Consider the following 25,445-nt stretch of genomic DNA (forward strand, 5'->3'; position numbering starts at 1 on the left):
CATGCGCCGCGCGGGCCGGTCATGAACCGCTGTGAGCATCCTCCGCATCCCCGAGAAAACCTCGGGAGCGGTCCCGGCCGACAGGCCCGGGCATAAGGAGAGGCCAGACCGTGTCAGCGCTGCTCGTGCCGTCGTCGTCGTCCAGCCCCGCGCGCCGACCCCGAAACGGAGATGAGACCCCGCGAACCACACCTCGGAACCGGGACGCGACCCCGCGAACCACATCCCGGAACCGTGACACGACCCTGCGAACGATCACCACCGAGACGTACCGCGCCTTCCTCGCGTCCTCCGCCGGCCAGGCCCTCGGCGCCGGCTTCCTCCAGTGCCCGTCCTGGGCCGACGTCAAGGAGGGCTGGAGCTCCCAGCTGCTCGGCTGGGGGCCGGACCCGGAGGCGGGTGAACTGACGGGCGTGGCCCTGGTGTTGCTGCGGCAGTTCCCCGGCACCCGTAAGTACTTCGCGTACCTCCCCGAAGGCCCCGTAGCCGACTGGAGCGACAGCGACCTCGACGCCTGGCTCGTCCCGCTGCTGGAGCACCTGCGCCGCACCGGCGCCTTCGCCGTACGCATCGGCCCGTCGCCGGCCCACCGGCGCTGGAGCGCGGCCCGGCTCAAGCCGCTCACCGGCCCGGGCCGCCGTCTGGCCGACGTCCTGGCCACCGAGGTCGACCCGCTCGGCACCGCCGTCGCCGAGCGGCTGCGGGCCCGGGGCTGGCGCCGCTGCGGCGGCGACGCGACCGGCGAGAACGACGGCGCCGACGGAGGTGACGCCCAGCCCCGGCACGTCTTCCAGGTGCCGCTAGCCGGACGCACGACCGAGGACCTGTGGTCCGGGCTCAACCAGGAGTGGCGCCGCAATGTCCGCCGAGCCAGGAAGGAGGGCGTGGAGGTGGTGGTGGGCAGCGCTGCGGACCTGCCCGAGTTCTGCCGGCTGCTCGCGCTCACCGAGCGGCGGGACGGCTTCCGCCTCGGCCGCTCGCTCGCGTACTACGAGCGCCAGCACGCGGCGCTCAACGCCGAGGAACCGGGCCGGATGAAGCTGTACCTGGCCCGTCACCAGGGCGAGATCCTGGCCGCCCACACGATGATCACGGTGGGCCGCCGGGCCTGGTACCAGACGGGCGCCTCGGCCGACCACCGCCGCGAGGTCCGGCCCTCCAACGCTCTGCAGTGGCGGATGCTCCTGGACGCCCACGCGCTCGGCGCGGACGTCTACGACATGCGCGGGGTACCCTCCACTCTCGATCCGAGCGAACGCGCGTACGGATTGCTGCGGTGGAAGCTCGGCACCGGCGGGCAGGTCGTCGAGACCTCGGGGGAGTGGGAGAGACCGTTGGACGGCAGCGCCAACCGCGCGCTGCACCGCGCCTTCCAGGCGTACCTGAAACACCGCTGAAGTGGCCGGCGCCGGCCACGGCCCACCGAACCGACCGACCGCCTCCTGCGTGTACGCCAACGAGTCCACGCCTCCTGACCACCGCGGGCTCCACCGCCGCAACCCCAGCCCATCACCCAGGGAGACCCACCGATGCCCCGCGTGCTCCTCATCGAGGACGACCCCGCCGTGCGCGAGGGGGTCGAACTCGGTCTGCGCCGCCGCGGCCACGACGTACGGACGGCCGGAACCGGCGAGGCCGGACTCGCCGCGCTGGCCGAGTTCCGCCCCGATCTGCTCCTCCTCGACCTGATGCTGCCCGGCATGAACGGCGTACAGGTCTGCCGGCAGGTCCGCGACCACAGCCAGCTGCCGATCATCATGCTCACCGCGCGCGGCGACGACTTCGACGTGGTCATCGGCCTGGAGGCCGGCGCCGACGACTACATCGTCAAGCCCGCGCGTCCCGAGGTGATCGAGGCCCGGATCCGTGCCGTACTGCGCCGCATGGACGACAGCGGCCCGGGCCGTCCGGCGATCGAGGTGTACGGCGAACTCACCATCGACCGGGTCGGGTTGACGGTCACCAGGGCGGGCCGGCCGCTGTCACTGGCCCCGTCCGAGCTGAGGCTCCTGCTGCACCTGTCCGCCGCGCCGGAGCAGGTGTTCAGCAGGCAGCAGCTCCTGGAGAGCGTCTGGGAGCACACGTTCCACGCCGATGCCCGGCTGGTCGACGCCTGCGTCGCCCGGCTGCGCGGCAAGATCGAGCACGAGGTCGGCAGCCCTCGCTACGTCCAGACGCTGCGGGGCTTCGGCTACCGCTTCGGCCCGCTGTGACCAGGTCCTTCCGCCGGCGCGGCAGCGGAACACCACCGGGTCCGGAGGCGCACGAACGTACGCGCATCCGGGCGTTCGGCCTCCGCACCCGCCTCCTGGCCGCCTTCCTCCTCGTCGCCGTCGTCAGCGCGGGCACGACGTCCGCGCTGACCTACCGCGAGGCCCGCAACGCGCTGCTGAAGACCGCGCAGGACACGGCGGTCTCGACGTTCCGCGAGCAGGTCCAGCAGACGGGCTTCGGCCTGCCGGTCCAGGGCGAGGGCCTGGAGGAGGTCCTGCGCGACCTGGCCCGCAAGGGCAAGCCGCGCCCGTGGGTGGTGTTCGCCGAGTACGGTGCGGTCCGCGCCTCCTCCGGAGAGAACCCCGTCTCCACCGTCATCACCCCTGACCTGCGCCGGGCCGCGCTGGCCAACCCGTACGGCAGTTTCGAGCGGGTCGTGAAGGACGGCGTCCCGTACCTGACGATCGCCATGCCCACGGTCTTCAGGACCGGCCCGTACAGCACGCTCCGCAGCGGACTCGTCCTGTACGCCGTGATGCGGATGACCGACGAGCAGGTCAACGTCGAGGCCCTCCTCCGAGCCGCCCGCGACGGCGCCTTGCCGGGCCTCGCCATCGCGCTGGTGCCGGGCCTGCTCGCGGCGCGCAGTGTGCTCCGCCCGGTACGGGAGCTGCGCCGGGCGGCCAGGAGCATGGGCAGCGGAAGGCTGGACACACGGATCGCGGTGCGCGGCAACGACGAACTGGCAGACCTGGCGAGCACATTCAACGAGTCGGCGGCCCAACTGGAGGACTCGGTGCACGAACTGCGCGAAGCGGAGGCCCGGGCGCGCCGCTTCGCCTCCGACGTCTCGCACGAACTGCGCACGCCGCTCGCCGGAATGCTCGCCGTCACCGAGGTGCTCGACGAGGACGCGGACCGGCTGGACGCCGACACGGCCCGCGCGGTCCGGCTGGTCAGCGCGGAGACCGGCAAGCTCGCCGTACTCGTCGAGGACCTGATGGAGATCTCCCGCTTCGACGCCCGCGCGGCCGAGCTGAACGCCGACGAGGTCGATGTGGCCGAGGCCATCCGCAAGACCCTCCAGAACCGGCGCTGGCACGAGGACGACCGGGTCCGCACCGAACTCCCGGCCGGCATCCGAGCGCGCCTCGACCCGCGCCGCTTCGACGTGGTGATCGCCAACCTGGTCGGCAACGCCCTGCGCCACGGCGGCGCACCGGTCACGGTGGGCCTGCGCACCGGCGAACGCCCGACGGGAACGCCCGTACTGATCACGGAAGTCGCGGACCAGGGCCCGGGCATCCGCGCCGAGTCGATCCCGTACATCTTCGACCGCTTCTACAAGGCCGACGCGGCCCGTACCCGCTCGGCCGGCAGCGGCCTGGGCCTGGCCATCACGCAGGAGAACGTACGCCTGCACGGCGGAACGATCCGCGCGGGGAACCGGCCCGACGGCGGCGCGGTCTTCACGGTGGAGATCCCGCTCCACGCCGAGGAGGCCACCGCATGAGGCGCACGCGTGTGGCGGCTCTGACCGTCGCGGCCGTCGTACCGCTGCTGGCCGGCTGCGGCATCCAGGAGACGGACGTCATCGAGGCGGGCGGCCCGGCGACCGTCGAGGCCTTCTACAACCGCGAAGACGACATGCTGCTCTTCTTCCACACGACGGACGGAGACCTGACCCCGGTGATCCGGACGGTCAGAACACCGTCGACGGAATTCGGCTCGTCCTACGTGAATCCGGACGCGCCCGACTCCACTCCAGGACCGCCTCCCACGGAGAAGACCGTCCTGGCGCTCCTGGCCGGCCCCCAGGAACAAGACCGAACCGCAGGCCTGACCACAGCCCTCCCACGAGCCCACGACGGCCAGACAGTCACGACAGAAGCAACCACCGACAACAGCCTCACGACCACGCTGCCCCTGCCCCTGAAGACCCTGACCCCCACGGCCCTACGCCAACTGACCTGCACGATCGCCTACAGCCGGGCGCCCGACGGCCGGATCACCGTAAGACTGACGGGCAACGACGGCACGTCGACGACCGCGACCTGCGACCTGGCCGGCGGCGGGTGAAGACCTACTACCGCGCCGCGCAGTCCTCCGACGAGATCTCCGCGACAGCTGCGGCCCTGATGCTGGAGGGGTCTGGAATACGGCGAAGCCCCGAACAGTTGACCTGGTCCTTTGTCAAAGAGCGGTGACGGACCGGCGCTGGTGATACGCCATCGTGAGCGCCTTTCCGCCCGGCACTTTCGGCACTGCTGTTCACCGTTGTTGTGCGCTCCGCCGGGCACGGACGGGGCCCGAGGGGACGCGACTTCAGGGTCGCGGCCCCTCGCCGCGGTGCGCGACGGACAGTGCTTCTCCCAGCGATCAGTGCTGCCGCGGACGTTCTGCTGATCTTTTGTGGTCAGAACCCGTGCCACCGTCGCGAAGCCGGTGGCACGGGTTCCGGGCTCACACGTAGGAGCCCCTGGCCACCGAGTAGTGCGCAACGGCGCCCGGTGTGCCGTCCGCGAGGGTCCCGGTGATCCGGAAGAACGACGTCTCGCCGAGCGCGGGGCGCGCAATGGCGCGGTACCGGCGGCCCGGGGCCACCGCGACGGAGGTGACCAATTCGTACGTCCTGGTGGCGACGTTCCAACGCTCGACGCGGTAGCCGGTGATGTCGGAACAGGCAGTCCCGTCGGTGCAGGCCCACTCCAAGAAGCCCATTCTGACCACGTCGTCGGGGTTGAGGACGGTGAGCGCCCCGGAGCCCTCGCCGATCGCATCGTCGGGCCCGTTGTCGAGTTCGGTGGCGGTGACGGTGGAAGCCAGGGAGAAGTCGATGTGGTTGCCCCACTCGTCGAACGCCGTGACGAGGAAGGTCACCGTCTGGCCGTCCGCCGGTCCGGCGCACAGCATCGCGTTCGGCAGGGCGAGCTTGTCCCGGGCGGCGGCGTCGGAGCACCCGTCGCTGTCATAGCCGATGCTGCCGTCCGGCCCCCGTACGACGCGGGTGGAGGCATAGCGCAGGCCGCTCTCGGCGGGGGCGTCCCAGCTCAGTACGGTGCCGTCCGCGCGCGGCGTTGCGGTCAGGCCGGTGAGCACGGGCGGGGGAACGTTGTCGGGTGTCACTGAATCCGGCCTGGACATCGGGGACGCGTTGCCGGCGGCGTCGGTCACCACGGCGGCGTAGGTGTAGGTGGTGCCGTCGAACGCCCGCAGTTTGTCGACGTACATGTAGACCGACGTGGGCGACGACTCCTGCGACATCGTGCCGATGAGTTCGGGGCTGTTGCCGAGTGTGTCACCCGTGGAGCGGTAGACGCTGATGGTGCCGCCGTCGCTCATTTCCTCCTCGGTCCGCTTGTCCCACCTGACCTTGAGAGAACTGGAGGTGTCGGCCATGTGGGACACCGAGATGGCGGGTGCGGTCGGGGTGACCGTGTCGACCGGGTTGACCGTCAGGAAGGGGGTGCGCTCGGACAGGTTTCCGGCGCGGTCGGTGACGCTGATGTAGTAACGGATGGGCCTGCCGTTGCGGGGCAGTCCGGTCTCGGTCCAAGTGGTCTTGCCGGTGCCGACCATGGCGCCCCAGCCACCAGCTGCGTACTCCCGGTAGACCCAGTAGTAGGAGAGGTCCATCTCCTGGTTGCGCGCCCAGGAGAAGGTCGCGGAGTCGGTGCGCTTGTCGTACACCACCTTCGCCCCGGTGGGAGCCAGTGGGGCGACGCGGTCCACGGTGGTCCCGGTGCGGGGTGTGTAGGCGAACTTGACGGCGGCGCTACCGGTCCAGTTGGCGTAGTCGATACGGAGGGTGTGGGTTCCCTTGGGGATGGTGAGGTTGACGGTCTTGGATACGTTGGTGGTGCCGTTCTTCCACAGGTCGATCTTGCGTGCGCCGTCGAGGTGGACGCGGATGCCGTCCTGGCCTGAGGCGGTGAAGGTGAAGGGACCGCCGGAGCCGAAGTCGCGAGTGATCTGCCAGCGGACACCGAAGTTGTCCTTGCCGACGCCGGAGACGCCGGGCGATCTGGTGCCCCAGTTCTCGTTGATCGCGGTGTCGGTGTCGGTGCGCTTGGGGGTGCCGGTGAAGTTAGTGGTGGCGAAGTACTGGCGCAGGAAGGCCGGGTTGCCGGTGACCGAGACATCGGCGGTTCCCGTGGAGGTGTTGCGCGACTTGTCGACCGCGCGGACCTCGTAGAGGTGGGTGGTCGTGCCGGCGGTGGTGTCGGTGAAGGTCGTGCCGGTGACCGTGGCGATGGGGCTGCCGAAGGAGGATTGGCCGGGGGTACGGCGGTAGACGCGGTAACCGGCCCTGTCCATCTCTTTGTTCGCCGACCAGCGCAGGACGTTCCGCTTGGCGTCGGCGTTCCGTGCGATCGACAGTCCGGTGGGCGCCAGTGGCGCGACGCGGTCCACGGTGGTCCCAGTGCGGGGTGTGTAGGCGAATCTGACGGCGGCGCTACCGGTCCAGTTGGCGTAGTCGATACGGAGGGTGTGGGTTCCCTTGGGGATGGTGAGGTTGACGGTCTTGGATACGTTGGTGGTGCCGTTCTTCCACAGGTCGATCTTGCGTGCGCCGTCGAGGTAGACGCGGATGCCGTCCTGGCCTGAGGCGGTGAACGTGAAGGGACCGCCGGAGCCGAAGTCGCGCTTCATGCTCCACCGGACACCGAAGTTGTCCTTGCCGACGCCGGAGACGCCGGGCGATTTGGTGCCCCAGTTCTCGCCCACCGCTGTGTCACAGTCCGTGCGCTTCGGAGTGCCCGAGAAATTGGTATTCGGGAAGAACTGCCTGGTGTAGGTGTTCGTCGCGCACGACGCCGCCGCCGACGCCGGCGAGGTGGCGCTCGCGACGAGACCGCCCGTCAGCGTGACCACCACCGCGGTGGCGAGAGCCGGACGGAATCCTCCAACACTGCTCACTAAGTCCCCTTTTGGACACGTGACCGCCCCACAGGCAGTCGTACGAGATAGGAGATTCATGAGAGCAGCCTGTAGTTGTACGGCCAAGCGATATCCCGTCGCTTTGGACAGCTGGGCATCAGGCGACACGGTCATTTTGACGCTTTCGGCCAGACAAGTCCGTTGAGTGGTAAAGCCTGATCACCCCAGCGCCGACAAGGCGTACTCATCCCAACGTCATCGCCGTTACCTGGGCAGGGGCCGGATCAAGCACACCACCCCGAACCGAGGAATTAACGGGCTGCGTTCATGACCCGCCGCACGGCCCTGAGGCGCGTGCGGTCAGCTCAGCCGGGCGTCGGCGTACACGGTCATGGCATCGCGCTGGTAGACGGCGAGGCCTTCGGCGATCGTGTCGAAGTTCGCCCGCATCTGCGGGTCGTCGACATAGGTCTGGCCCACTCCCTGGTACGCGGCCGCGTCCGGGGTCCAGAACCGGCTGATCTGCTGGTAGTTGGCATCCACCTCGGCCTGTACCGCGGGGTCGGAGACCGGTGTGCCGGCCACCATGAACTCCGCCATACGGATCATCTGCGCCGTCACCTCACGCTGCCAGCGCTCCGTGTCCTCGGAGGTCATCGCCTCGACTGCCTGCTGGGTCTGCTCCCATGCCAGCGGCCACCGCTCCCGTACCTCGGCCTCGGCCTCCGAGGGGGCCTGAAACCCCTCGAACAGATTCTCAGGCTTGTTGATCCTCGTCATTTTTCCGTTGTCCCCGCCTTCTTCCAGTTCGGCGATGGTGCGGCCGACCGTACGGGCCAGCGTCTCCAGCCGGTCCCGTCCCGCGAGCAGCCGTCGGTGGTGCTCACGGAGCACGGCCACCTGGTCGAGCCGGCTGTCCAGGACCGCCTGGATCTCGCGCAGCCCCAGGTCCAGCTCCCGCATCAGCAGGATCTGCTGCAACCGCAGCAGATCGGCCTCCTCGTAGTAGCGGTGCCCGTTGCTTCCGATCCATGCGGGCGGCAGCAGGCCGATCTCGTCGTAGTGCCGCAGCGTCCGCGATGTCACCTTGGACATCCGCGCCACCTCCGCGATCGACCAGGCCATGCCGGTGCCTCCCTCGCCGGGCCGGTCTCTCCGGCCACACACATGACCGTAGAAGTTGCCGCAACGGAAAGCGCAAGCCCGAAAGCCTGTTGGACAGACACCAAAGCCTCAAGGAGTGGCGTTCCGAGCGGGAGATCGCCACGGTGGAGCAGGTGGACGCGCCTCGCGGCAGCGGTCGGCATCCGATGACGCCTCCAGGCCGCACCGGAGCTGACCACCGGCAAGCGGACGGAAGGCCCGACCAAGTCGGAAGCGGGGAAGCGGCTCGTGAGGAAGCCGGGATTGCCATGGTCTCCGCCGGCCAGCTGTACCTGACCGCTGTCGTCCACCCTGCTGGGCACGGATGGGGCACGAGCGGAGGCGGCGGCCAAGGGCTTTGACGGCCGAGTCGGGCAGTCCTCCAGCGAGACCTCCGCGACGGCCGCGTCCGTGACAGTCTCCAGGCGGGATGTAGATGCAGGGGTGGACGTCATGGAGAGCTCTCGGGAGCAGATCGCGGAGCGCCGCCACGACGAATGCGCATTCGGTGTCGAGTCCTGCCCAGAGACTCGGAAAACGATGCCGAAGATCGACCGTACAGCTGGGCTGCCAACCCCCGCGCCCGCTTCGAACGCGACGAGAAGCGGCGGTCCGGGTGCCGCAGCGGCCGCTCAGAGGTGACCGTCCAGGAACTTCCGTACCTCGTCGATGGTCATAGGCCCCGTGCCGTGCGCCACCGCCGCTCCCTCCTTCAGCAGGAGGCAGGACGGGGCTCCGGTGATCCCGTATCGCTCGGTTGCCGCCGGGCAACGCGTGATGTCGGTGCGGACGACCGTCAGGCGGCCCGTGTAGGCGGCGGCGATGTCGCCCGCGACGAAATCCATCGCCCGACAGGGCTCGATCGCCTTGGGCCATGCCCCGGTGAAGTAGGTGAGAACCGGAACCTTGCTTCTCCCGAGGATGAAATCGAACTCCGCGTCCTCACGAGGTCGGTGAACCAGCTTTGTCATGGGAGCTCCTGACCTCACGTTTCGTACTCCCTCCCATCATCCCTCGCGCGGTGTGCACAGGTCGGCCCCGGCCGGTCGGCCGGCCGGCTGCCGGGAGGGAGGTACGGGCTGCCGCAGGACGGCGGTGGTCCCTGTTGGGACGAGCGGCCCGGCCCTTGTCAGGACGACCGGAACGCCGTTTCCAGGGTCATAGCGGTTTGGCACCGGGAACGAGCACGATTTCCGGACGCTCGCGGACGCGGAGGTGTACTGGTGACGCGTCAGCGGACCCGGAGGCCGACCGCCAGCGTCAGTTCAAGGACCCGGTGTGGTGATGCGAGATCGGGAAACAGCTCCCGCAGCTGCGACATCCGGTATCGAACCGTCTGGGGATGGACGAACAACGCCGCCGCGACCTCGTCCCGCCTGCCCTGGTGCAGCAGCCACGCCCGCAACGTCTCCTCCAGCCGTCGTGCGGTTGCGGCGGGCAGGGTCTGCAACGGTGCGAGGGCTCGGGCGCGCAGGTCTGCGAACGCGTCCACGTCGGCGCTGAGCACCAGGTCGGGCAGGTGGTCCTCGGTGTCGCGAATGTCAGAGGAAAGGGAGCGCGCGCGTAGGGCTCGTGCGTACGAGGCGGACGCGCGGGTCCATGGCCGGGCCGGGCCGACCACGGCGGCGCGGTCGGTCAGCTGCCGTAGGAGACGTGATCGGTCGGCATCGGGGACGAGGAGCACACCGGTGGCATCCGGCAGATCGTCGAGGACGAGGGTGCTCGGGTCGAGTGTCCGGTAGGCAGGCCGGGCCTGGGCGGCGGGCAGCAGGACGGCGGTCAGCGAAACCGGAGGCTGCCACCTGGCCCGTTGGCCGGAGGCCAGCAGCACGTCCGGGCTCGCGCCGGCGAGGAGGTCGCGGGCCAGGTGTTCCAGGTGGCGCTCGTGGGCTCTGCCCCGGGCGGCGAGTTCGTCGGCGTGGCCCGCGGCGCTCGCGGCGGAGAGCTCGTCGATGTAGGCGAAGGTCAGCTCGGCGAACTTCGCGACCTCGGCGGCGGGCAGACCGGCGGGTACGGCACCCGCTGCCAGACATCGCCAGGCGACCCGGGCGCCGACGCGGTAGGCGCTGAGCAGGGCGTCCATGGAACGGCCGTCGCGCACCTCGCCGCGGCCCAGCTCGTAGGCGGCGTCCCCGGCGTCGCCGCCTGTGGCATTCCCGCTCGCAAGGTCCAGGTAGTGCCCCAGGGCGGTGCGGACGGCTCTGCGGATGGTGGCGCCCATGCGGCCCGACAAGGCGTGGGCGTAGGGAGGAACCTCGTCGATGATCGCCTGGACGACTTCGTCGGCGGTGGTCTTGAGTGCGGCCCGAAGGGCGGTGACCGTCGTCTCATCCAGGGTCAGTTCGCTGGCCCTCCGGATTGCATAGCTCATTTTTTGTTCCCTGCGAACAATTCAGTCGACCAGATTTACGTCCTGTGGTCAGGACTTTACGCCTACAGGCGCAGCAAGCTGGGGTCATGACGAGTACAGCCCTTCGCGGCAGGGCGTGGAAACTGCTGGAGATGGTCACGACGCCGCTGCTGCCGTCGGACTACCTCGACCTGGTCAGCCCGCTTCGTACGGGCGCTGACCTCCGGGGGCGCATCGAGGCCGTGCGCTTCGAGACGAGTGACGCCGCGACGGTCGTGATCAGGCCGGGGCGGGGCTGGCGCGGCCACACAGCCGGCCAGTACATGAGGATCGGGGTCGACGTCGACGGAGTGCGCCTGTGGCGTGCCTACTCCATCACCTCGCCGACAAACCGCCGGGACGGCCGTGTCACGATCACCGTGAAGGCGATCCCGGGCGGCAAGGTCAGCAACCACCTGGTCCGCAGGGCGAAACCGGGCACGCTGATCCAGCTCGACCAGCCGACCGGTGACTTCGTCCTGCCGCAGGCCAAGCCCGCCAAGGTGCTCTACCTGACGGCCGGCAGCGGCATCACGCCCGTGATGGGCATGCTGCGCGACATCGAACTCGACGACGTCGTCATGGTCCACTGCGCGCCACAGCCGCAGGACGTGATCTTCCGCAACGAACTGCACGGCCTGGTCGCGGACAAGAAACTGCGGCTCACCGAGGTGCACACGGACACGGACGGCATGCTCGACATCGCCCGTCTCCAAGAGCTTGTGCCCGACTGGGCCGAGCGCGAGACCTGGGCGTGCGGGCCCGCGGGCCTGCTCGACGCCGCCGAGGAGCACTGGAGAGAGCACGGCGTCCAGGAGCGCCTGCACACCGAACGCTTCCGCCCCGGCATCGCCGTCGTCGGTGACGGCGGCGAGGTCACGTTCAGCACCACCGGCAAAACCGTCGACGCGGACGGCGCCACGCCGTTGCTGGACATCGGCGAGGAGATCGGCGTGCTCATGCCCTCCGGGTGCCGTATGGGCATCTGCTTCGGGTGCGTCACGCCGCTCAAGGCCGGCGCCGTCCGCGACCTACGTACCGGCGAGATCACCGAGGCCGAGCCGGGCGTCCTCATCCAGACCTGTGTGTCCGCCGCGGCGGGCCCCTGCGACATCGAACGGTAGGAGCACCTTGACCGCCATCGACCCCACCGCCCACCTGACCGCGGAGCAGATCGATGAACTGGGCCGCGAGCTGGACGCCATCCGCGACGAGGTGATCGCCGACCGCGGCGAGAAGGACGCCGCCTACATCCGGCGGGTCATCTCGGCGCAGCGCAAGCTGGAGCTGGTCAGCAGAGGTGTGCTGCTGTTCTCGATCTTCCCGCCCGCGTGGCTGATCGGCACCACCGGGCTGTCCGTGGCGAAGATCATGGACAACATGGAGATCGGCCACAACGTCCTGCATGGCCAGTGGGACTGGATGCGCGACCCGAAGATCCACTCCACCACCTGGGAGTGGGATCACGTCTCGCCGTCCGATCAGTGGAAGCACTCGCACAACGAGCTGCACCACACGTACACCAACGTGATCGGCAAGGACAACGACCTCGGCTACGGCATCATGCGCGTCGACGAGGACCAGAAGTGGCACCCCTTCCACCTCGGCCAGCCGCTGTGGAACTTCCTCAACGCCTGCTTCTTCGAGTACGGCATCGCCGCGTACGACCTGGAGCTCGGCAAGAACCTCCACAAGCGCCGCCGCAAGAACCCGGAGTTCCGCGCGCGGGCCAAGGCCGTGGGCCGCAAGATCCGCAAGCAGGTGCTCAAGGACTACGTGATCCACCCGCTGCTCTCGGGCCCCTCCTTCCTCACCACACTCGCCGCCACGTTCACCGCGAACCTGGTCCGCAACATCTGGACCCACTCAGTGATCATGTGCGGGCACTTCCCCGAGGGCGTACAGGTCTTCGAACGCCGGTCGATCACGGGCGAGACACGCGGCCAGTGGTACCTGCGCCAGATGATGGGCTCGGCGAACATCAGCGGCAGCAAGGCCATGCACTTCATGACGGGCAACCTGTCGCACCAGATCGAGCACCACCTGTTCCCGGACCTGCCGAGCAACCGGTACGCCGAGGTCGCGGTGAAGGTGCGCGCGCTGTTCGAGAAGTACGAGCTGGAGTACGTCACCGGCCCGCTGCCCAAGCAGGTGTTCTCCGCGTGGCACAAGGTCTTCCGGCTCGCACTGCCGAACAAGCAGCCCACGGTCGGAACGCCGGATCGTGAGCAGGACCTCATCGCCGCCTGACACCCCGGCCGCACCTCATGCCCTTGGGACTACCTCGGTGTCGGCCGGGCCGACGTCTACGGCACGTCCATGAGCGGACGCATGGCTCAGCAACTCGCAGCCCGCCACCCGCACCGGGTGCGCGCCCTGGTTCTCGGCTGCACGTCACCCGGTGGACCGCACGGCTTCGAACGCGACAGTGTCGTGAGCAGGTCGCTGGTACAAGCACGGCCGGGGGCGGCGCGGCAGGCCCTTCTTGGGCTGATGTACACCCCGGCCTGGCTGGCGACCGAAGCCGGTCGGCGACATCCGCGTTCCGCTCCGGACCAACAGGAGAGCCCTGGACGGCCGGTCGGGGGCTCTTTCGTGGAGCGGGTGACGAGAATCGAACTCGCGCTCTGAGCTTGGGAATCAGCGGTTCTCGGGCTGCCGAAGGCGCTCTGAGCTGTGCTTTCCCGTTGGGCGGGATGGATGGGCATCGTCTTTGGGAGCCGTACCTGACCGCTGTTGTCCGCTCCGCTGGGCACGGAGGGCACGGCTGCTGAGGTCTGAACAGCCCGATGCATAGCCTGCCGAGCGTCCGGCTTCCATGCGGCCATCAGTCTTCGTGCGGAACGTCCAGTTCCTGGAGTCGTTCGCCGAGGCCGTCGCCCCATGCCTGTGCCCATTGCCGCACCCCGGTGATTGCCTGCTCGTCGAGTCCGTAGGCGGCGCATTTCGTGTCGCCGATCCGGTCGGCTCCGCCCTGTCGCGCTTGCAAGTCGCTCAGGTCGAAGGAGTCGCGGGCATGGCGCCGTCGGAACTCCTCGAGCTCGGCATGGTTCCAGCGGTTCGCGGCGGCCGGTACGTCGAGATGTCGGGGCGAACAGTGAGAGAAGTAAACCCAAGACCTGTCCTACTCACCAGTTCTCGTAGTCCTCGATCAGGCGGGCCACAAGCCGGTGGAGCGCTGCTGCCCTGTTCAGGTCCTCCCGCTGTTCGCGCAGGGCCCGCTCGGTCGTCCGAAGTCGGCGCCAGGCGTCCGGTTCCTTGTCCATCACGTCGTCAACCAACGGCCGGGTGATCAGTGCGAGGCACTCGGCCAGTCGCCGCCTGGTGGATGGCGCCGGCGGCGCCGGGTCGGCGACGGCGTACCCGGTCGTCAGGTATCGGACAGGGTCGGCCAGACTCCAGCCGACGACTGCCCCGGCCTGGACCAGGAGCGTCAGGTCGGGGGCGATACCGATCCGGGCATCCAGCGGAGTGTCGAGGACCGCGAGATCCCGCAGGCAGGCCAGTTCCGTCGCTTCGGGGTCGCAGCACAGCACCGTTGTCTGCGCGAGGGCGAAGTCGTGTGCCTCCTCCGCACGGAGCCCGCCCCGGACGGCCCGGGGCTCGGTGGAAAGGCGGACCCCGGCCTCTGCCGGGCCGGATACGGCGGGCAGGTGGAGGCCCACGCCGACCAGCTCGCGGCTGCCGTTGTCAAACAGAAGGTCGTCGTTCTCCGACCCCAGCCACTCCTGGCTTCCGAAGGTGCCGGGCAGCAGCCGTTCGAATTCCGCCCGGTCGGTGAACTCACCGACGACCAAATGGGGGATGTCGAGGGCGAGGCGCGGGGTGGGCGTGAGCGGAGTGTCCGTCACCACGGCGCGAAGGGTGTTCAGGGCGATTTCCACAGGTGTCCCACCTCACCGGATCTGCTCGGCGGGCGCCAGCGTGCCGCCTCGGCTGTCCGGAATGTTGCCGTTCACAATATCGTCATGGGTCACCGGCAGGCCGGGGTCGTCGGGCGACCCGCCGAATGCCTTGGCGCCGCTTTCCCCTCGGATCCCCGAAGGACCGTACGCGGTGATGACATCCCCCGCGCCGGCGCCCGGCCCCTTGGTGATCACGACGTCTTCTCCTTGCCGGAAGGTGAGGTTTCCCCGCTGCCCCTGGGAGTGGTAGACCGCGTCGGGGTTCTTGAGGATCTCCAGAACCCGGTCGTCGCTGAACTGGTGTCGTGTGTCGGCGTGGTAGTTGCCGGACTTCCTCATCTTCCCTTCCTGGGCCCGTTCGATCACCTGGTCGGAAACCTTTTGGGCCCTCTCCTTGGGGCACTTGGGCATGAGGCCCAGCGGGTCGCACCATGTGAAGGGGTTGTCGACGTAGGCGACGGGGTTCGGTCCGGGCGCCAGACCGAGGGGGTCGGGAGAGACGTAGCGGCCTGCTTCCGGATCGTAGTGGCGGAAGAGGTTGTAGTGGAGGCCGGTTTCCGGGTCGTAGTACTGGCCGGGAAAACGCAGAGGGGTGTAGGCGGTACTCGTCCGTGCCCAGGCAGTGGTGCCCCAGATGGTGGTGCGGGTGCGCCAGGCTATGTCGCCCGACTCGTCGACGAGTTCGGTGGGGGCACCGACGAGGTCGGTGGCGATAGCGAAGAACCGCCGGTCGATCTCGTCCTGACGGGTGTCGGCGGTCAGGATGCGTTCGGTCTGGGCGAGAGGGACTCCGGCGCGGTGATCCCATGTGAGGACAACGGTGTTCGGGAGAGCGGACTCTCGCATGGTCTGTTCGCAGAGGGTGAGGCCGTCCCAGGCGAACCTGACCTCTTCGACGACGGTCCCGCCGTCGGTGGACAGGCGCTGCTTGGCGGTGCGACGTCCCAGCGGGTCGTATCGGTAGCGCCAGCGGGTGCCGTCCGGGGTGATCACCGATGTGAGACGGCTTTCGGCGTCCCATGTGTAGCGCCAGATTTCGGGCTTGCGGGAGAGCCGGGCCCTCCGGCGGAGGGTGACGCGCCCGAGGGCGTCGTACTCGAAACGGGTGCCTCCGGCCCGGATGAGCTTCGTGCCGGTGTAGGACCGAGGTCCGGCGCCATCGCTGCCCGGATGTGTGTCAGGCCAGACGGCCTCGGTCTGGTTGCCGTCGGCGTCGTAGGCGTAACGCTCTTTCCAGCCTCGCGCGTGCACCGCGGTGACCCGGCCGACCGCGTCGAGGCCGAAGGTACGTGAGCCCGACAGCCGGTCGGACAGTTCGGTGAGGTGGCCGTCCGAGCGATAGGAGTAACTACGGCCGTTGAGTGCGCGGCCATCGGCTGTCAGTTCCTCGGCAGAGAGCCGCCCGGCCTCGTCCCACGCCGAGGCGACGGTGAGGAAGCCGCCGAATACGCGGGCTGTTTCCCGTCCGGCGACATCGTGGGTGAAGCCGACCCGGCAGCCCCCTGCCGTCAGGTGTGCGGGTCGCCCACTGCTGTCGTAGGCGTACGCGGTCACCTGCCCGGTGGGTGTAGTGCGGCGGGTGCGGCGGCCCACGGCGTCGTACGCGTAGGCCATGGCGTATCCGTCCACCAGCTCGGTCTTGACCTGGCCTCGGCGGTCGTACCGGTAGAGGAGTTCGCTGTCCGGGCTCGACGCCTGCAGAAGGCGTCCGGCCTGGTCGTAGGTATAGACGGTCACCTGCCCGTCGGCGTCCTTCTCGATGACCCGACCGAGCTGGTCGCGCTTGAACGAGATGGTTTGGCCGAGGGCGTCGGTGCGGGAGCTGAGCTGCCCGTCGGCGTCGTAGTGGTAGGACACGGTGCGGCCGTCGAAGTCTGTCTCCGAGATCATGCGGCCGGCCGCGTCGTATGAGTAATTCCAGGTCATTCCTCGCGGATTGACGACCTGGGTGAGCTGCAGGTGGGCATCATACCGGAATGAGTAGCGGGCTCCGTCCGGATGGGTGCGGGCCGCCGGCAGGTCGAAGTGGGTGTAATCGAAGGATGAGACGCCGCCGACCGGATCGGTGTAGGTGAGGCAGTTGCCCTCGCCGTCGTAGGTCCACGATTCGGTCGCGCCGCCGGGGGCCACCCTGCGGGCCAGTCGACCGTCCACGTCCCACTCGAGACGGGTGGTGCCGCCGGCGGGATCAGTGATGCGCACGGGGCGCCCCAGCACGTCGCGCTTCACATGGGTGGTGCCACCCGCGGGATCCTTCACCTCCGTCGGCATGCCCGCTGCGTCACAGTGGATCGTGGTGGTGGCCCCGAGCGCGTCGGTGACCGAAGCCGGCCGCCCCTGTGCGTCGAGGTTCCAGCGGGTGGTGTGCCCGGCCGCGTCGGTGAGCGCTGTCAGGTTGCCCTTCTCGTCGAACTCCTGTAGACGGCGCCCGCCGTCCGGACCTCGCGTTTCCATGTGGCTTCCCGACGGGTCGCGCTTCGTCGTGAGCCGACTGCCGTCGGGGCGGGTGACGGTGAGCAGGTGGCCTTGTTCGTCGTACGTGAAGTCGGTGACGCGGCCGAGCGGATCAGTACGGGTGAGGTGTCTGCCGTGGCTGTCGTACGTTGATCGAGTGGTGTGGCCGAGCGGGTCGGTGGTGGCAAGGACCCGGCACCGGGCGTCGATCAGGTGTCGGGTGGCGTGGCCGTCGGCAGTGGTCAGGGTGGTCACGCGGTGGCCTGTGGCCGGGACGGGGTGACCGTAGGAGAGTGCGAGTTCGACGTGACCGGCCTCGCCTCCTGCCGCGATCACCCGGTCGTGCTCGTCGTACACATACACGTACCGGCTCCGATTGGAGTCGGTCCAGGCCGTTATCCGGCGGGCGTCGTCGTATTCGAAGGTGAGGGCTGACCCGGACGGTTGGGTGATGGTGGAGAGGTTGCCGGACGCGTAGCCGTAGGACCTGAGGGGATGGACCGCTCCCGTGCCGTCCATCAGACTCAGTCCGGTGACTCGAGCTTCGGCCACGGTCAGGACGAGGCGGTGGTCGGCCGAGTGGACGAGCGCCAGGGGCGTGCCGTCGGCAGCGCGGTCCAGGGTAATGGTGTTGCTGTTGCGGTCGGTGATCTGGACGAGCCAGGCGGTGCCGTCTTCGCCAGGTTCCGCCCAGGGAGGGCCGGTGAAGTGCTTGGTCAGCCGGGTCTCGGGGTCGGTGAGCGTGTAGTCGCCGGCGTCGTCGCGGCTCAGGGCGCTCCGTGAGGTGCCTGATTCCGGAAGCGTGGGCAGCCCCGGCACCGGGTGCGGGTAGGTGATCAGGAGCCCGTCATCGGTGACATGGATGACGCCGACCGCGTCGATCTCCAGGCGTTCGTCGACGGTGGAGGACCAGGAGGGTCCGAAGAACCGGCCGGCGGTGTAACCCGACTCCGCCCGGCGGGTGAAGGCCAGGGGCAGTACGCCGGGCAATACCACGTCCGTCTGTGGAAGGAACATGCGGCCGGAGGCGAGGTCGACCGGGTCGGTGCCCCCAGTCGTACGTTCACCGTCCGGGCGGTTGTGGGTGCCCTCGGGGGCGGCGCGTTCGAGCCTGCGGGCGTCGGAGGCGATGTCGGCAACCTCCTTGATCACCCGGGCCCCCTTGACGCCCGCCCCCGCCCCGCCGGTCGCGACGGTGAGGACGACATCGGGCAGGAGCCGGCCGAACCCTTCGGCGGGGTCCTTCATGAAGCCGTCGATCATCTGCTTGCCGGTTCCCCAGGGGTCGTTGGCGACCCGGACGAGCCCGGCGGCGGTGTTGTTGAGCGCGAGCCCGTACTCCGCGGGGTGCGTGATGTTGTACGGGTCCGTCGGGTTGACGCTGCGCGCGAAGTTCAGGATCCCCGCCGCGCCCTTGACGACGCCGCCCGCGAGGTGGGTCTTGATGACCTGGTACTCGGCGAGCCCGTCCATGGCCTGCTCGGCGTAGCGCGGCTTCTGGGGGGCGGCGTCCCGTGCCGCGGTCACCGCCTTGCGGGCGGTCTCGGCGGCGGTGTTCCGCTGCTTGCGCGCCTCCGCCAGCAGCTCCTGCGCCTCCTTCATCCGCGCCGTGCCCGGATCGCTGAAGGTCCCAGGCTTGGGCGGCAGGGTGGAGGGATCACGCTCGTCGGCGGGCTTCGCGTTGTAGACGTCGACGGCCTTGTTGTACGTGGTCGTCTTCTCGTTGTACGCGTCCCTGGCCTCCTCCGACGCCTTCGTCCCGGCCTTCCACTTGTCGATCGCGGTCTGCGCCTGCCCCTGGGCCCACTCGACGGTCCCGGCGAAGGCGTCCAGAGCGCCCGCAGCCTTCTCGAAGGCATCGGCGGCGTTGAACCACTTCGGCGGCTCGACCGACACCGATGACCGGAAGGCGTCCGCCGCCTGCCCCTTGAGCGCGGAGGAGTCGACTTCCTTGAGCCCCCCGCCGACCTTGTCGAACGCGCCTTGGAGCTTGCGCAGGTGGGTGGCGGTGGACCGAATCTCGGACGGGCTGCCGTAGATCAGCTTGGTCTTGTCCTCGGTCTGCCCCAGGTCCATCTCGTCGACCTCGGCGCCCATCCGGTTCGCCACGGACCGGGACTTCTCGCGGACCCAGTCCGCCCCGGACTCCCAGCCGGCGTCCTCCAGCCGGTCGCCGGTCCAGTTCCCGGCGTCCTCGACCCGGTCACCGGCCCACTCGACACCGTCCTCGACGGCGTCTTCGACGACATCGGGCGTGATATCCCGGACGAAATCCCCGAACCCCATGACTCAGTTCCCCCCGCCCTGCTCCTGCTGTCGGGCCCGTTCCTCGGGGGAGGGGCCGAACATGTCGTCCACGGATCGATCGAACGCGTCCCGGTCCACGCCAAACATCTCGTTCAGCTGGTCCGCCTGACGTCCGCCGTTCCCCTCAGTGACGAGCGCCCGCCCGGTGTCCTTCCAGGTCTGTCCAGCCTCGTCGGCCGTGCGCTCGAACGACTCCTGGCTGTAGTCCGGACTCAGATAGTCCGGGGTGAACACATCGCCCCAGTCCTGCTGCACGATCTCGTCCTCGGACGCATGCGGATTCCCAACGCCGGCGTTCACGGCGATCTTCATCGTGCCCTCGACGTACCGGTCCTCCTCCCATACGATCCCCGCCGCCAGCCCCAGCTTCGCCGCGATCGCGTTGGCGTCCTGGACCAGCGCCCGGACGCCCCACTCCCACCGCTCGCAGAAGTCCTCGAAGTCCACCGACAACCCGTGGTGGCCGGCCTCCATGCCGGTCATGGACAACTCGGAGAGTCCCTTGCCGAGCACCGCCCCCGTACCGGTGCCGATCTCCTTCAACTCCGCCACGGCCTCGCGCAGCCCGGTGGTGATCTGCTGAACGCTGACCGGACTGATGTTGAGGTCTTCCGCCCCTGTGCCGCTCACCGCTCCCGCCCCCCGCTCGGTACGTCCGCATCGACGGCGACGGCATCGGACACGATCCCCACCACCGGCGGAAACAACATCGACCCGTCCGGATCGGCCACGTTCACCGCGACGCCGGCCGGCACCCTGATGGCCGGAATGACTTCGTCCAGCAACCGCGCCCCCCGGAACGTGGCGTACTCCCAGCCCCGCGAGGCGGCTCCGGTCCCCTCTACGGCAGCTCGCTCCTCGGCGAACCGGGCCAGCGCAGCCTCGTCGGTGAACCCGCACACCCACCGGAGCCCACCGAACTCGGCGGTCCAGAGCCCACCCCGGTCGAACGGCACCAACAGCAACGACCGCCGTAGCTCACCCACGAGAGCCCTCGGATCACCGACCCCGGCCCGCTGCTCGGCTATCCGATCCGCCAGCGCCGCCTCGTCACCCATCGCAGGTCCTCCCCCGTACGTAGGCGAGCCGCCGCCCTTTACTCCCGCACACGCTAGAACACCATGCCCACCCGCAACCACGCGGTTCCAGCCGTCCCCAGAGCCTCCACACCACGGGCCGACGGCGAACACAAAGAAGGCCCCGGTCGGTTACCGGAGCCTTTACTGAAGAGCGGGTGACGAGAATCGAACTCGCGCTCTGAGCTTGGGAATCAGCGGTCCTTAAGCTACTGCAGGGGCTCTGACCTGCGATTTCGGATGGGACAGGTCAATGGCTCCCGGTCTCTGGGAGTCATATCTGACCGCTGTTGTCCGCTCTGCCGGGCACGGATGGGGCACGAGAGCTCCTGGTGCGACGCGTGCTCCGGGCGGGCGGACTGGTCAGAGGGGGATGATGCGGACTTGGCTGCCGCAGAGCTTGGTCATGTCGTCGCTGTCGGAAGTCAGGAGGGCGACGGGTTTCGGCTGGCGGAGGGCGACCTCGGCGACTGTGGCGTCGATGGCGTACTTGTGTCCGTGCAGTCCGGCAGCTTTGAGGAGTTCCGCTGCTGCTTTCGCCGCCTGCTCGGTGACGGGCTCTACCTTGACGCGGGACAGGGCCCAGTTCAGGCGGGGCATGTTGGTGCGGGAGTGGCTGACTTCCACGATGGTGTTGGCCCCGATGACCAGGTCGGCTCCCATGTCGTGGAAGATCTGAAGCATCGCGAGCAGCTTGCGGTCCTGCGCGATCCAGGCGGAGAGCCCTTCCGAGTCCAGGACGACGGTTTCGATACGCTCACTCACGCGGCGTCCGCGCCCGTGGAGGAGCCGGCGGAGCCGAAGATCTTCGCGCGAGCCTCGGCGAGCTCCTCGTCGCTGAAGGCTCCGTGCTCTTCCTCGTGACGGCGGAGGTCGTCGCCCAGGAGCTGATGCCGAATCTGGCGGGCTACGGCTTCCGCCACGTACCCGGAGACGTTGTCCGTGAGCTTGCGAAGCTCCGCCACCTGGTCGCTGGGGAGCGTAACGGTGATGCGAGTCGTTGAGGACATGAGTCTAAGCATACTGGAGTATGCATGCGCTGCCTCGGCTCTCTGGTACTCAGCCTTGACGCCTGCGATCGTATGCTCCGGGTGAAAACATGGGGGCGATCACTCACCGGCTGTCCCTGGCGAGTGACGCTCCGGGCCGGTGCTGTTGGACGGCAAGCAAGAAGGCCCCAGTCATTGACCAGGGCCTCAGTCGTGGAGCGGGTGACGAGAATCGAACTCGCGCTCTGAGCTTGGGAATCAGCGGTTCTTACGCTGCTGGAGGGGCTCTGACCTGCGATTTCGGATTGGTCAGGTGGATGGCTCCCGGTCTCTGGGAACCGTATCTGACCGCTGTTGTCCGCTCTGCTGGGCACGGAAGGGGCACGAAGGTCGGCAGTGCAACGGACCCCACCAAGTCGTGTGTTCTGGGTGAGCCGACGGGGTGGAGGGGGATGATGCGGGTTCCTCGGAGCTTGGGCATGTCGTTGCTAGGCCAGTAGGCGGCCGGTCTCGGCTGGCCGAGCGCAGCCTCGGTGACCGTACAATCCGGCGCCTTCAGCAGTTCTGCCGAGATTTGCCGCGCCGTGGCCGTCTGCCCGGTGACCGGTCCCGTCTCGCGCTAAAGAGCCCAGCAGCCGTTGTCGGATCTGGCGGGCTGCCGCTTACGCTGTATAGCGGGAGACGTTGTCTGAGAGCTTGCGGAGCTTCGCCAATTGGGAGCTAGGAAACGTGACAGCGGTGCGAGTCGTTGAGGTAATAAGCCAGGCATTCTGAACTATTCGCCTGTTGGCCCCGTTTCAAGGTTTCCCATTTCCCATCTGTCGAGATGAGGTAATTTCCATCCGGAGGCTACTTCGATGTCATTATCCATGGATCTATCTGGAATTCCGCGCCTTGCGAGAAGTTCGCGCCACTCTTCTTCTGGTCCCATCATGGAGTAATTGACCCCCACGATGCTCCACCCGGGACGCAGGGGCGCTTCAATTCGACGCTTCTCCCATAGTTCTGCGACGTAGTCTGCAGCCTCGGTGGTGAGGATTTCGAGACCTGTCATGATCATCGAGTACGGGTCTAGCTCGAGGAGCTTTTCAAAATTCTCTTTGGGGGAGTAGTGGGTCGGGCAAAAAACGCCTGCTTCGCACTGAGGCTCATCATGATGGCGCCGGCGATCCTGTTCGCATCGGTCGCGAATCTCCCCAAAAACGGCCAGGTCAAAAATGTTTTCGAATGCTGCGATCTTTCGATGGTCTGGCTGGACTGTCCATTTCACGAGACAGAGATCTGGGTATTGCACAAACCTGACCGCTACGAGATCTCGCCGAAGCCATCGGCGCATACGATCTTCGAGCGCTGGGAGAGCGTCTATCTCGACCGCTTCCCGCGCTTCGTTAACCTTATACTGATCGCAAATTTGCTGAACGTGGCGAATGGCTTCACGGATTGAAATTTTGAAGAACTCCCGGCGCGGGTTTACGCGACTGGATCGTAGTAGCGAGTGAAGCTCCTTCTCTGCGGCTTTAGCATCGCTAACAACCTGGTCGTATATAACTTCATACTCTGCTGGCACGCCGGTTGCGTTTGAGATTTCTTTAGCACGTTCACTCGACTCCCTTGCGGTGCGGCCAATTTTCAGAACTCCAGGAATAAGGGAATTCGCAAGAACATAGATTACGCCGCGGCTGCTCTCGCTCAAGATGCCTCCTGCTGATGTGTGGTCCGCTGTCGGCGCCTACTCGGGCAGGCTACCCGGCACCTATGACACAGATTGGGGCACAGGATCGGTCTGGTAGAGCCCACAGTCTGACGCTGTACAAGCGTGGGTCGCGCGGTCCTGGCGATCTGTACGGCTGACCGCATGGGGGCCGAGACCACCGCCGCCAAGAGATATCGGCTCCTCAAGGCCATCCTGGAGACGGCCGTCGAGGACGAGTTGATCCGGCGCAACCCCTGCCGTATCCGGGGCGCCGGAGAGTAAACCGCGGCGGAACGCCCCGTCGCCACCGTCGACCAGGTCGACGTGCTCGGGCCCCGCTGGCGGCTGATGGTCTTCCTCGGTGCGTACGGGCCTCTCCGCCCGGAGGAACAGGTAGAGCTTCGACGCAAGGATGTCGACCTGGACGACCTCACCGTGCGCGTCAGGAAGGCCGCTCCGGAGCTGACCACCGGCAAGCGTGCGGAAAGCCCGACCAAGTCGAAAGCGGGAAGAGGCTCGTCGTTCTGCCGGCCTCTCCGCGAAACGACCTCCGGCGGCATCTCGACTGGTACGCGGAGAAGGGACCGGACGGACTGCTGTTCGTGGGGGAGAAGGGGAAGCCGTTCCGCCACTCCACCTTCGGGCGAAAGTGGAGCAAGGCGCGGGCCAAGGTCGGCCTGCCGGAGAACTTCCGCCTCTACGACCTCCTGCACACCGGGCACGCGCTTACAACTCGTTCCGGGGCCACCCCCATGGACACGACGGTCCGAGCGGGGCAGTCGACCGAGCGGGCCGCACTGATCTACCAGAACTCCGACACAGACCGGCATCGGGAGGTGGCCGCCGGCCTCGACCAGCTTGTACGGGCACGGCGCACGGCGGCGGAATCGCAGGCATCTGGCACGCGACACCTGGACAAGTCCAGACAACAATCAAGGCCCGGGTCGATGACCGGGGCCCTGAGTCATGGAGGGGGTGACGAGGATCGAACTCGGGTTCTGAGCTTGGGAACCACATGTAGTGAAGGAGCGCAAGCACTCCTATCAGGTGGAACGTTACCTGCAGCTCCCGCCTTCCCTTCGATGGGAACCGGGAGTGACCCCTGTCGTCCCTTGGTCCTGGTGCCACTTGGGTGCGCCAGTGGATGGCAGGGCTGGCTGTGCGTGTTGTGCACCGGAGAGTGTCTTCGCCCCTCGGGGACCGGGTATGCCTGCTTGCGCACAGACCCCAAAGGCTGAAGGACTCACAAAAGCGACACTTGGGCCCAGTGTCGCTGCACCGGGTGCGGCCGCTAGCACTGTGAAGTAGAGTGTGAAGTATGGGAGACGGACTGTTCGGTGACTTGCCCGCGATCGAGGTGCCGCTGACCCGGGCACCCTTGACACGTGTGCTGGCGCAGGTGCGGTTCCCTTCAGTGTCTGAGTTGGCGCTATCAGATGGGCAGCACCGCTTTAGTCGGCTACTGAAGGCCACGTACCCAGTTGCTCGACAGCAGTCCGGCATCAACTTGGTTATTACGCCTCAAGGTGTAATGCAGCAACCTGGTCGCGATATGATCTGGCAGCTACAGGATAAGAGGCGAGAGTGGCAGGTTTCATTCTCCGATGGGTTTGTGTCTCTGGAGACTTCCAAGTACGTCTCTCGGGATGACTTTTGCGCAAGGCTCCACTCTGTTCTTAATGCGCTAGTCGATGTGGCAGAGCCTGTCCTTTGTGATCGAATCGGAATTCGCTACATCAATCAGATCTCGGGTGAATCCCTCTTGAGGGTTAACGAATTCTTCAGGCCCGAAATGCTTGGCGGATGGGCGGTTTCGCAAAGAAGCGAATCAGCTAACCTAGTTCAATCCCTCAGTGAGTCACTTTTCGAACTTGGGGTGGACAGAATGCTGATTCGCTCAGGCTGGATTCCCGCGAGGGGAACTGTCGAGCCGAGTGTCCCTGCACTACCGTCTGACAGCTGGGTCCTTGATTTGGATTCATTTACTGACAATTCGGAAGATTTTTCACCTGCTGATGTGAGTGCACGGGTTAGAGAACTGGCTGACGGGGCTTACAGGGCCTTTAGTAATCTCGTGACTGATGATTTCCTGGAGCACTACGCGTAGGAGTTGCAATGACAGCTCTTTCAACTGCAAGTAGGAGCGAAGGAACAAGCGCACGCGTGGCTGGTGTTGCAGCAGCTAACATTCGAGTTATTTCCGTCGCTGCCCTCAGCTTCTGGGGATTTGCTGGCACGACGAGCGTGGTCAACGCGGCTCCCGCCCGGCACGATGAGATCGCCTACGTTAGTTTCCAGACAGGAAACGGCGAGGCGGTTAGAGCACAGGCAGTTACAGAAGACGCTGTCCCTGCAATAAAGGTCCGTCAACTACACGCGCGCTCAGGGCTCAGC

General features: G+C 67.4%; 18 protein-coding genes and 3 pseudogenes. 10 read left to right on the forward strand and 11 right to left on the reverse strand.

The features are described from left to right. Positions 1-110 precede the first annotated feature (110 nt). The 4 genes from ABZ267_RS06085 (at position 111) to ABZ267_RS06100 (ending at position 4,293) form a co-directional block, all read left to right on the forward strand. Positions 111-1,397, forward strand: a complete 1,287-nt coding sequence (locus ABZ267_RS06085; protein WP_356750014.1) for a peptidoglycan bridge formation glycyltransferase FemA/FemB family protein — start codon at positions 111-113, stop codon at positions 1,395-1,397. Between the two features lie 132 nt (positions 1,398-1,529). Further along, positions 1,530-2,213 carry a response regulator transcription factor gene (locus ABZ267_RS06090; protein ID WP_356750016.1) on the forward strand — a complete coding sequence of 228 codons (684 nt, stop codon included), beginning with the start codon at positions 1,530-1,532 and terminating at the stop codon, positions 2,211-2,213. Then, complete coding sequence (locus ABZ267_RS06095; protein ID WP_356750018.1) at positions 2,210-3,727, forward strand: HAMP domain-containing sensor histidine kinase; 1,518 nt, start codon at positions 2,210-2,212, stop codon at positions 3,725-3,727. Before ABZ267_RS06090 ends, ABZ267_RS06095 begins: the two co-directional genes overlap by 4 nt. Next, positions 3,724-4,293: a hypothetical protein gene (locus ABZ267_RS06100; protein ID WP_356750020.1), complete on the forward strand. Its 570-nt coding sequence runs from the start codon at positions 3,724-3,726 to the stop codon at positions 4,291-4,293. Before ABZ267_RS06095 ends, ABZ267_RS06100 begins: the two co-directional genes overlap by 4 nt. Before the next feature lie 384 nt (positions 4,294-4,677). Here ABZ267_RS06100 and ABZ267_RS06105 read toward each other — a convergent pair whose 3' ends face one another. Further along, complete coding sequence (locus ABZ267_RS06105; RefSeq protein ID WP_356750022.1) at positions 4,678-7,134, reverse strand: PA14 domain-containing protein; 2,457 nt, start codon at positions 7,132-7,134, stop codon at positions 4,678-4,680. A 172-nt stretch (positions 7,135-7,306) separates the two neighbouring features. Between ABZ267_RS06105 and ABZ267_RS06110 the strand changes: the two are divergent. Beyond that, positions 7,307-7,396: pseudogene (locus tag ABZ267_RS06110) on the forward strand (IS5/IS1182 family transposase); the annotation flags it as partial. A gap of 59 nt (positions 7,397-7,455) precedes the next feature. On the opposite strand, the gene ABZ267_RS06115 reads toward ABZ267_RS06110, so the two are convergent. The 3 genes from ABZ267_RS06115 to ABZ267_RS06125 form a co-directional block, all read right to left on the reverse strand. Next, the gene (locus tag ABZ267_RS06115) at positions 7,456-8,220 is read right to left on the reverse strand and encodes a MerR family transcriptional regulator (protein WP_356750024.1); all 765 of its coding nucleotides are present in this window, start codon (positions 8,218-8,220) and stop codon (positions 7,456-7,458) included. A 650-nt stretch (positions 8,221-8,870) separates the two neighbouring features. Next, positions 8,871-9,209 carry a thioredoxin domain-containing protein gene (locus tag ABZ267_RS06120; RefSeq protein WP_356750026.1) on the reverse strand — a complete coding sequence of 113 codons (339 nt, stop codon included), beginning with the start codon at positions 9,207-9,209 and terminating at the stop codon, positions 8,871-8,873. A gap of 260 nt (positions 9,210-9,469) precedes the next feature. Beyond that, the gene (locus tag ABZ267_RS06125; protein ID WP_356750028.1) at positions 9,470-10,609 is read right to left on the reverse strand and encodes a helix-turn-helix domain-containing protein; all 1,140 of its coding nucleotides are present in this window, start codon (positions 10,607-10,609) and stop codon (positions 9,470-9,472) included. 86 nt (positions 10,610-10,695) lie between these two features. Here ABZ267_RS06125 and ABZ267_RS06130 point away from each other — a divergent pair, with 86 nt between their 5' ends. The 3 genes and pseudogenes from ABZ267_RS06130 to ABZ267_RS06140 all read left to right on the forward strand — a co-directional run. Beyond that, complete coding sequence (locus ABZ267_RS06130; protein ID WP_356750030.1) at positions 10,696-11,751, forward strand: ferredoxin reductase; 1,056 nt, start codon at positions 10,696-10,698, stop codon at positions 11,749-11,751. 7 nt (positions 11,752-11,758) lie between these two features. Then, complete coding sequence (locus tag ABZ267_RS06135) at positions 11,759-12,877, forward strand: acyl-CoA desaturase (protein WP_356363599.1); 1,119 nt, start codon at positions 11,759-11,761, stop codon at positions 12,875-12,877. A gap of 27 nt (positions 12,878-12,904) precedes the next feature. Next, positions 12,905-13,144, forward strand: a pseudogene (locus ABZ267_RS06140) (alpha/beta hydrolase); the annotation flags it as partial. A 611-nt stretch (positions 13,145-13,755) separates the two neighbouring features. Here ABZ267_RS06140 and ABZ267_RS06145 read toward each other — a convergent pair. From ABZ267_RS06145 to ABZ267_RS06175, 7 genes are all read right to left on the reverse strand, one after another. After that, positions 13,756-14,511, reverse strand: a complete 756-nt coding sequence (locus ABZ267_RS06145) for a hypothetical protein (protein WP_356750032.1) — start codon at positions 14,509-14,511, stop codon at positions 13,756-13,758. Positions 14,512-14,523: 12 nt separating this feature from the next. Beyond that, positions 14,524-19,272: a putative T7SS-secreted protein gene (locus tag ABZ267_RS06150; protein WP_356750034.1), complete on the reverse strand. Its 4,749-nt coding sequence runs from the start codon at positions 19,270-19,272 to the stop codon at positions 14,524-14,526. Positions 19,273-19,275: 3 nt separating this feature from the next. After that, positions 19,276-19,923 carry a hypothetical protein gene (locus ABZ267_RS06155; RefSeq protein ID WP_356750036.1) on the reverse strand — a complete coding sequence of 216 codons (648 nt, stop codon included), beginning with the start codon at positions 19,921-19,923 and terminating at the stop codon, positions 19,276-19,278. Beyond that, positions 19,920-20,351 (reverse strand): hypothetical protein, encoded by a 432-nt coding sequence (locus tag ABZ267_RS06160; protein WP_356750038.1) that lies wholly within the window; start codon positions 20,349-20,351, stop codon positions 19,920-19,922. The genes ABZ267_RS06155 and ABZ267_RS06160 overlap by 4 nt, the downstream gene beginning before the upstream one ends. Before the next feature lie 381 nt (positions 20,352-20,732). Then, positions 20,733-21,134: a PIN domain-containing protein gene (locus ABZ267_RS06165; protein ID WP_356364080.1), complete on the reverse strand. Its 402-nt coding sequence runs from the start codon at positions 21,132-21,134 to the stop codon at positions 20,733-20,735. Continuing rightward, positions 21,131-21,379: a type II toxin-antitoxin system CcdA family antitoxin gene (locus ABZ267_RS06170; RefSeq protein ID WP_345115270.1), complete on the reverse strand. Its 249-nt coding sequence runs from the start codon at positions 21,377-21,379 to the stop codon at positions 21,131-21,133. Before ABZ267_RS06170 ends, ABZ267_RS06165 begins: the two co-directional genes overlap by 4 nt. Before the next feature lie 754 nt (positions 21,380-22,133). After that, entirely contained in the window at positions 22,134-23,051 is a 918-nt protein-coding gene (locus ABZ267_RS06175; protein WP_356750041.1) for a GIY-YIG nuclease family protein, read from the reverse strand. A gap of 133 nt (positions 23,052-23,184) precedes the next feature. Between ABZ267_RS06175 and ABZ267_RS06180 the strand changes: the two are divergent. Then, positions 23,185-23,947 (forward strand): annotated as a pseudogene (locus ABZ267_RS06180) (site-specific integrase); the annotation flags it as partial. A gap of 422 nt (positions 23,948-24,369) precedes the next feature. Then, positions 24,370-25,158: a TIGR04255 family protein gene (locus ABZ267_RS06185; RefSeq protein ID WP_356750043.1), complete on the forward strand. Its 789-nt coding sequence runs from the start codon at positions 24,370-24,372 to the stop codon at positions 25,156-25,158. Positions 25,159-25,445: the final 287 nt, after the last annotated feature.

The sequence above is a fragment of the Streptomyces sp. NPDC006174 genome, from assembly GCF_040614075.1.
Taxonomy (GTDB): domain Bacteria; phylum Actinomycetota; class Actinomycetes; order Streptomycetales; family Streptomycetaceae; genus Streptomyces.

Coding starts and splice junctions, on each gene's coding strand:
- ABZ267_RS06100 (WP_356750020.1), top strand. CDS start 3,724: ATGAGGCGCACGCGTGTGGCGGCTCTGACCGTCGCGGCCGTCGTACCG.
- ABZ267_RS06125 (WP_356750028.1), bottom strand. CDS start 10,609: ATGAGCTATGCAATCCGGAGGGCCAGCGAACTGACCCTGGATGAGACG.
- ABZ267_RS06170 (WP_345115270.1), bottom strand. CDS start 21,379: ATGTCCTCAACGACTCGCATCACCGTTACGCTCCCCAGCGACCAGGTG.
- ABZ267_RS06160 (WP_356750038.1), bottom strand. CDS start 20,351: ATGGGTGACGAGGCGGCGCTGGCGGATCGGATAGCCGAGCAGCGGGCC.
- ABZ267_RS06115 (WP_356750024.1), bottom strand. CDS start 8,220: ATGGCCTGGTCGATCGCGGAGGTGGCGCGGATGTCCAAGGTGACATCG.
- ABZ267_RS06185 (WP_356750043.1), top strand. CDS start 24,370: ATGGGAGACGGACTGTTCGGTGACTTGCCCGCGATCGAGGTGCCGCTG.
- ABZ267_RS06130 (WP_356750030.1), top strand. CDS start 10,696: ATGACGAGTACAGCCCTTCGCGGCAGGGCGTGGAAACTGCTGGAGATG.
- ABZ267_RS06150 (WP_356750034.1), bottom strand. CDS start 19,272: ATGGGGTTCGGGGATTTCGTCCGGGATATCACGCCCGATGTCGTCGAA.
- ABZ267_RS06090 (WP_356750016.1), top strand. CDS start 1,530: ATGCCCCGCGTGCTCCTCATCGAGGACGACCCCGCCGTGCGCGAGGGG.
- ABZ267_RS06120 (WP_356750026.1), bottom strand. CDS start 9,209: ATGACAAAGCTGGTTCACCGACCTCGTGAGGACGCGGAGTTCGATTTC.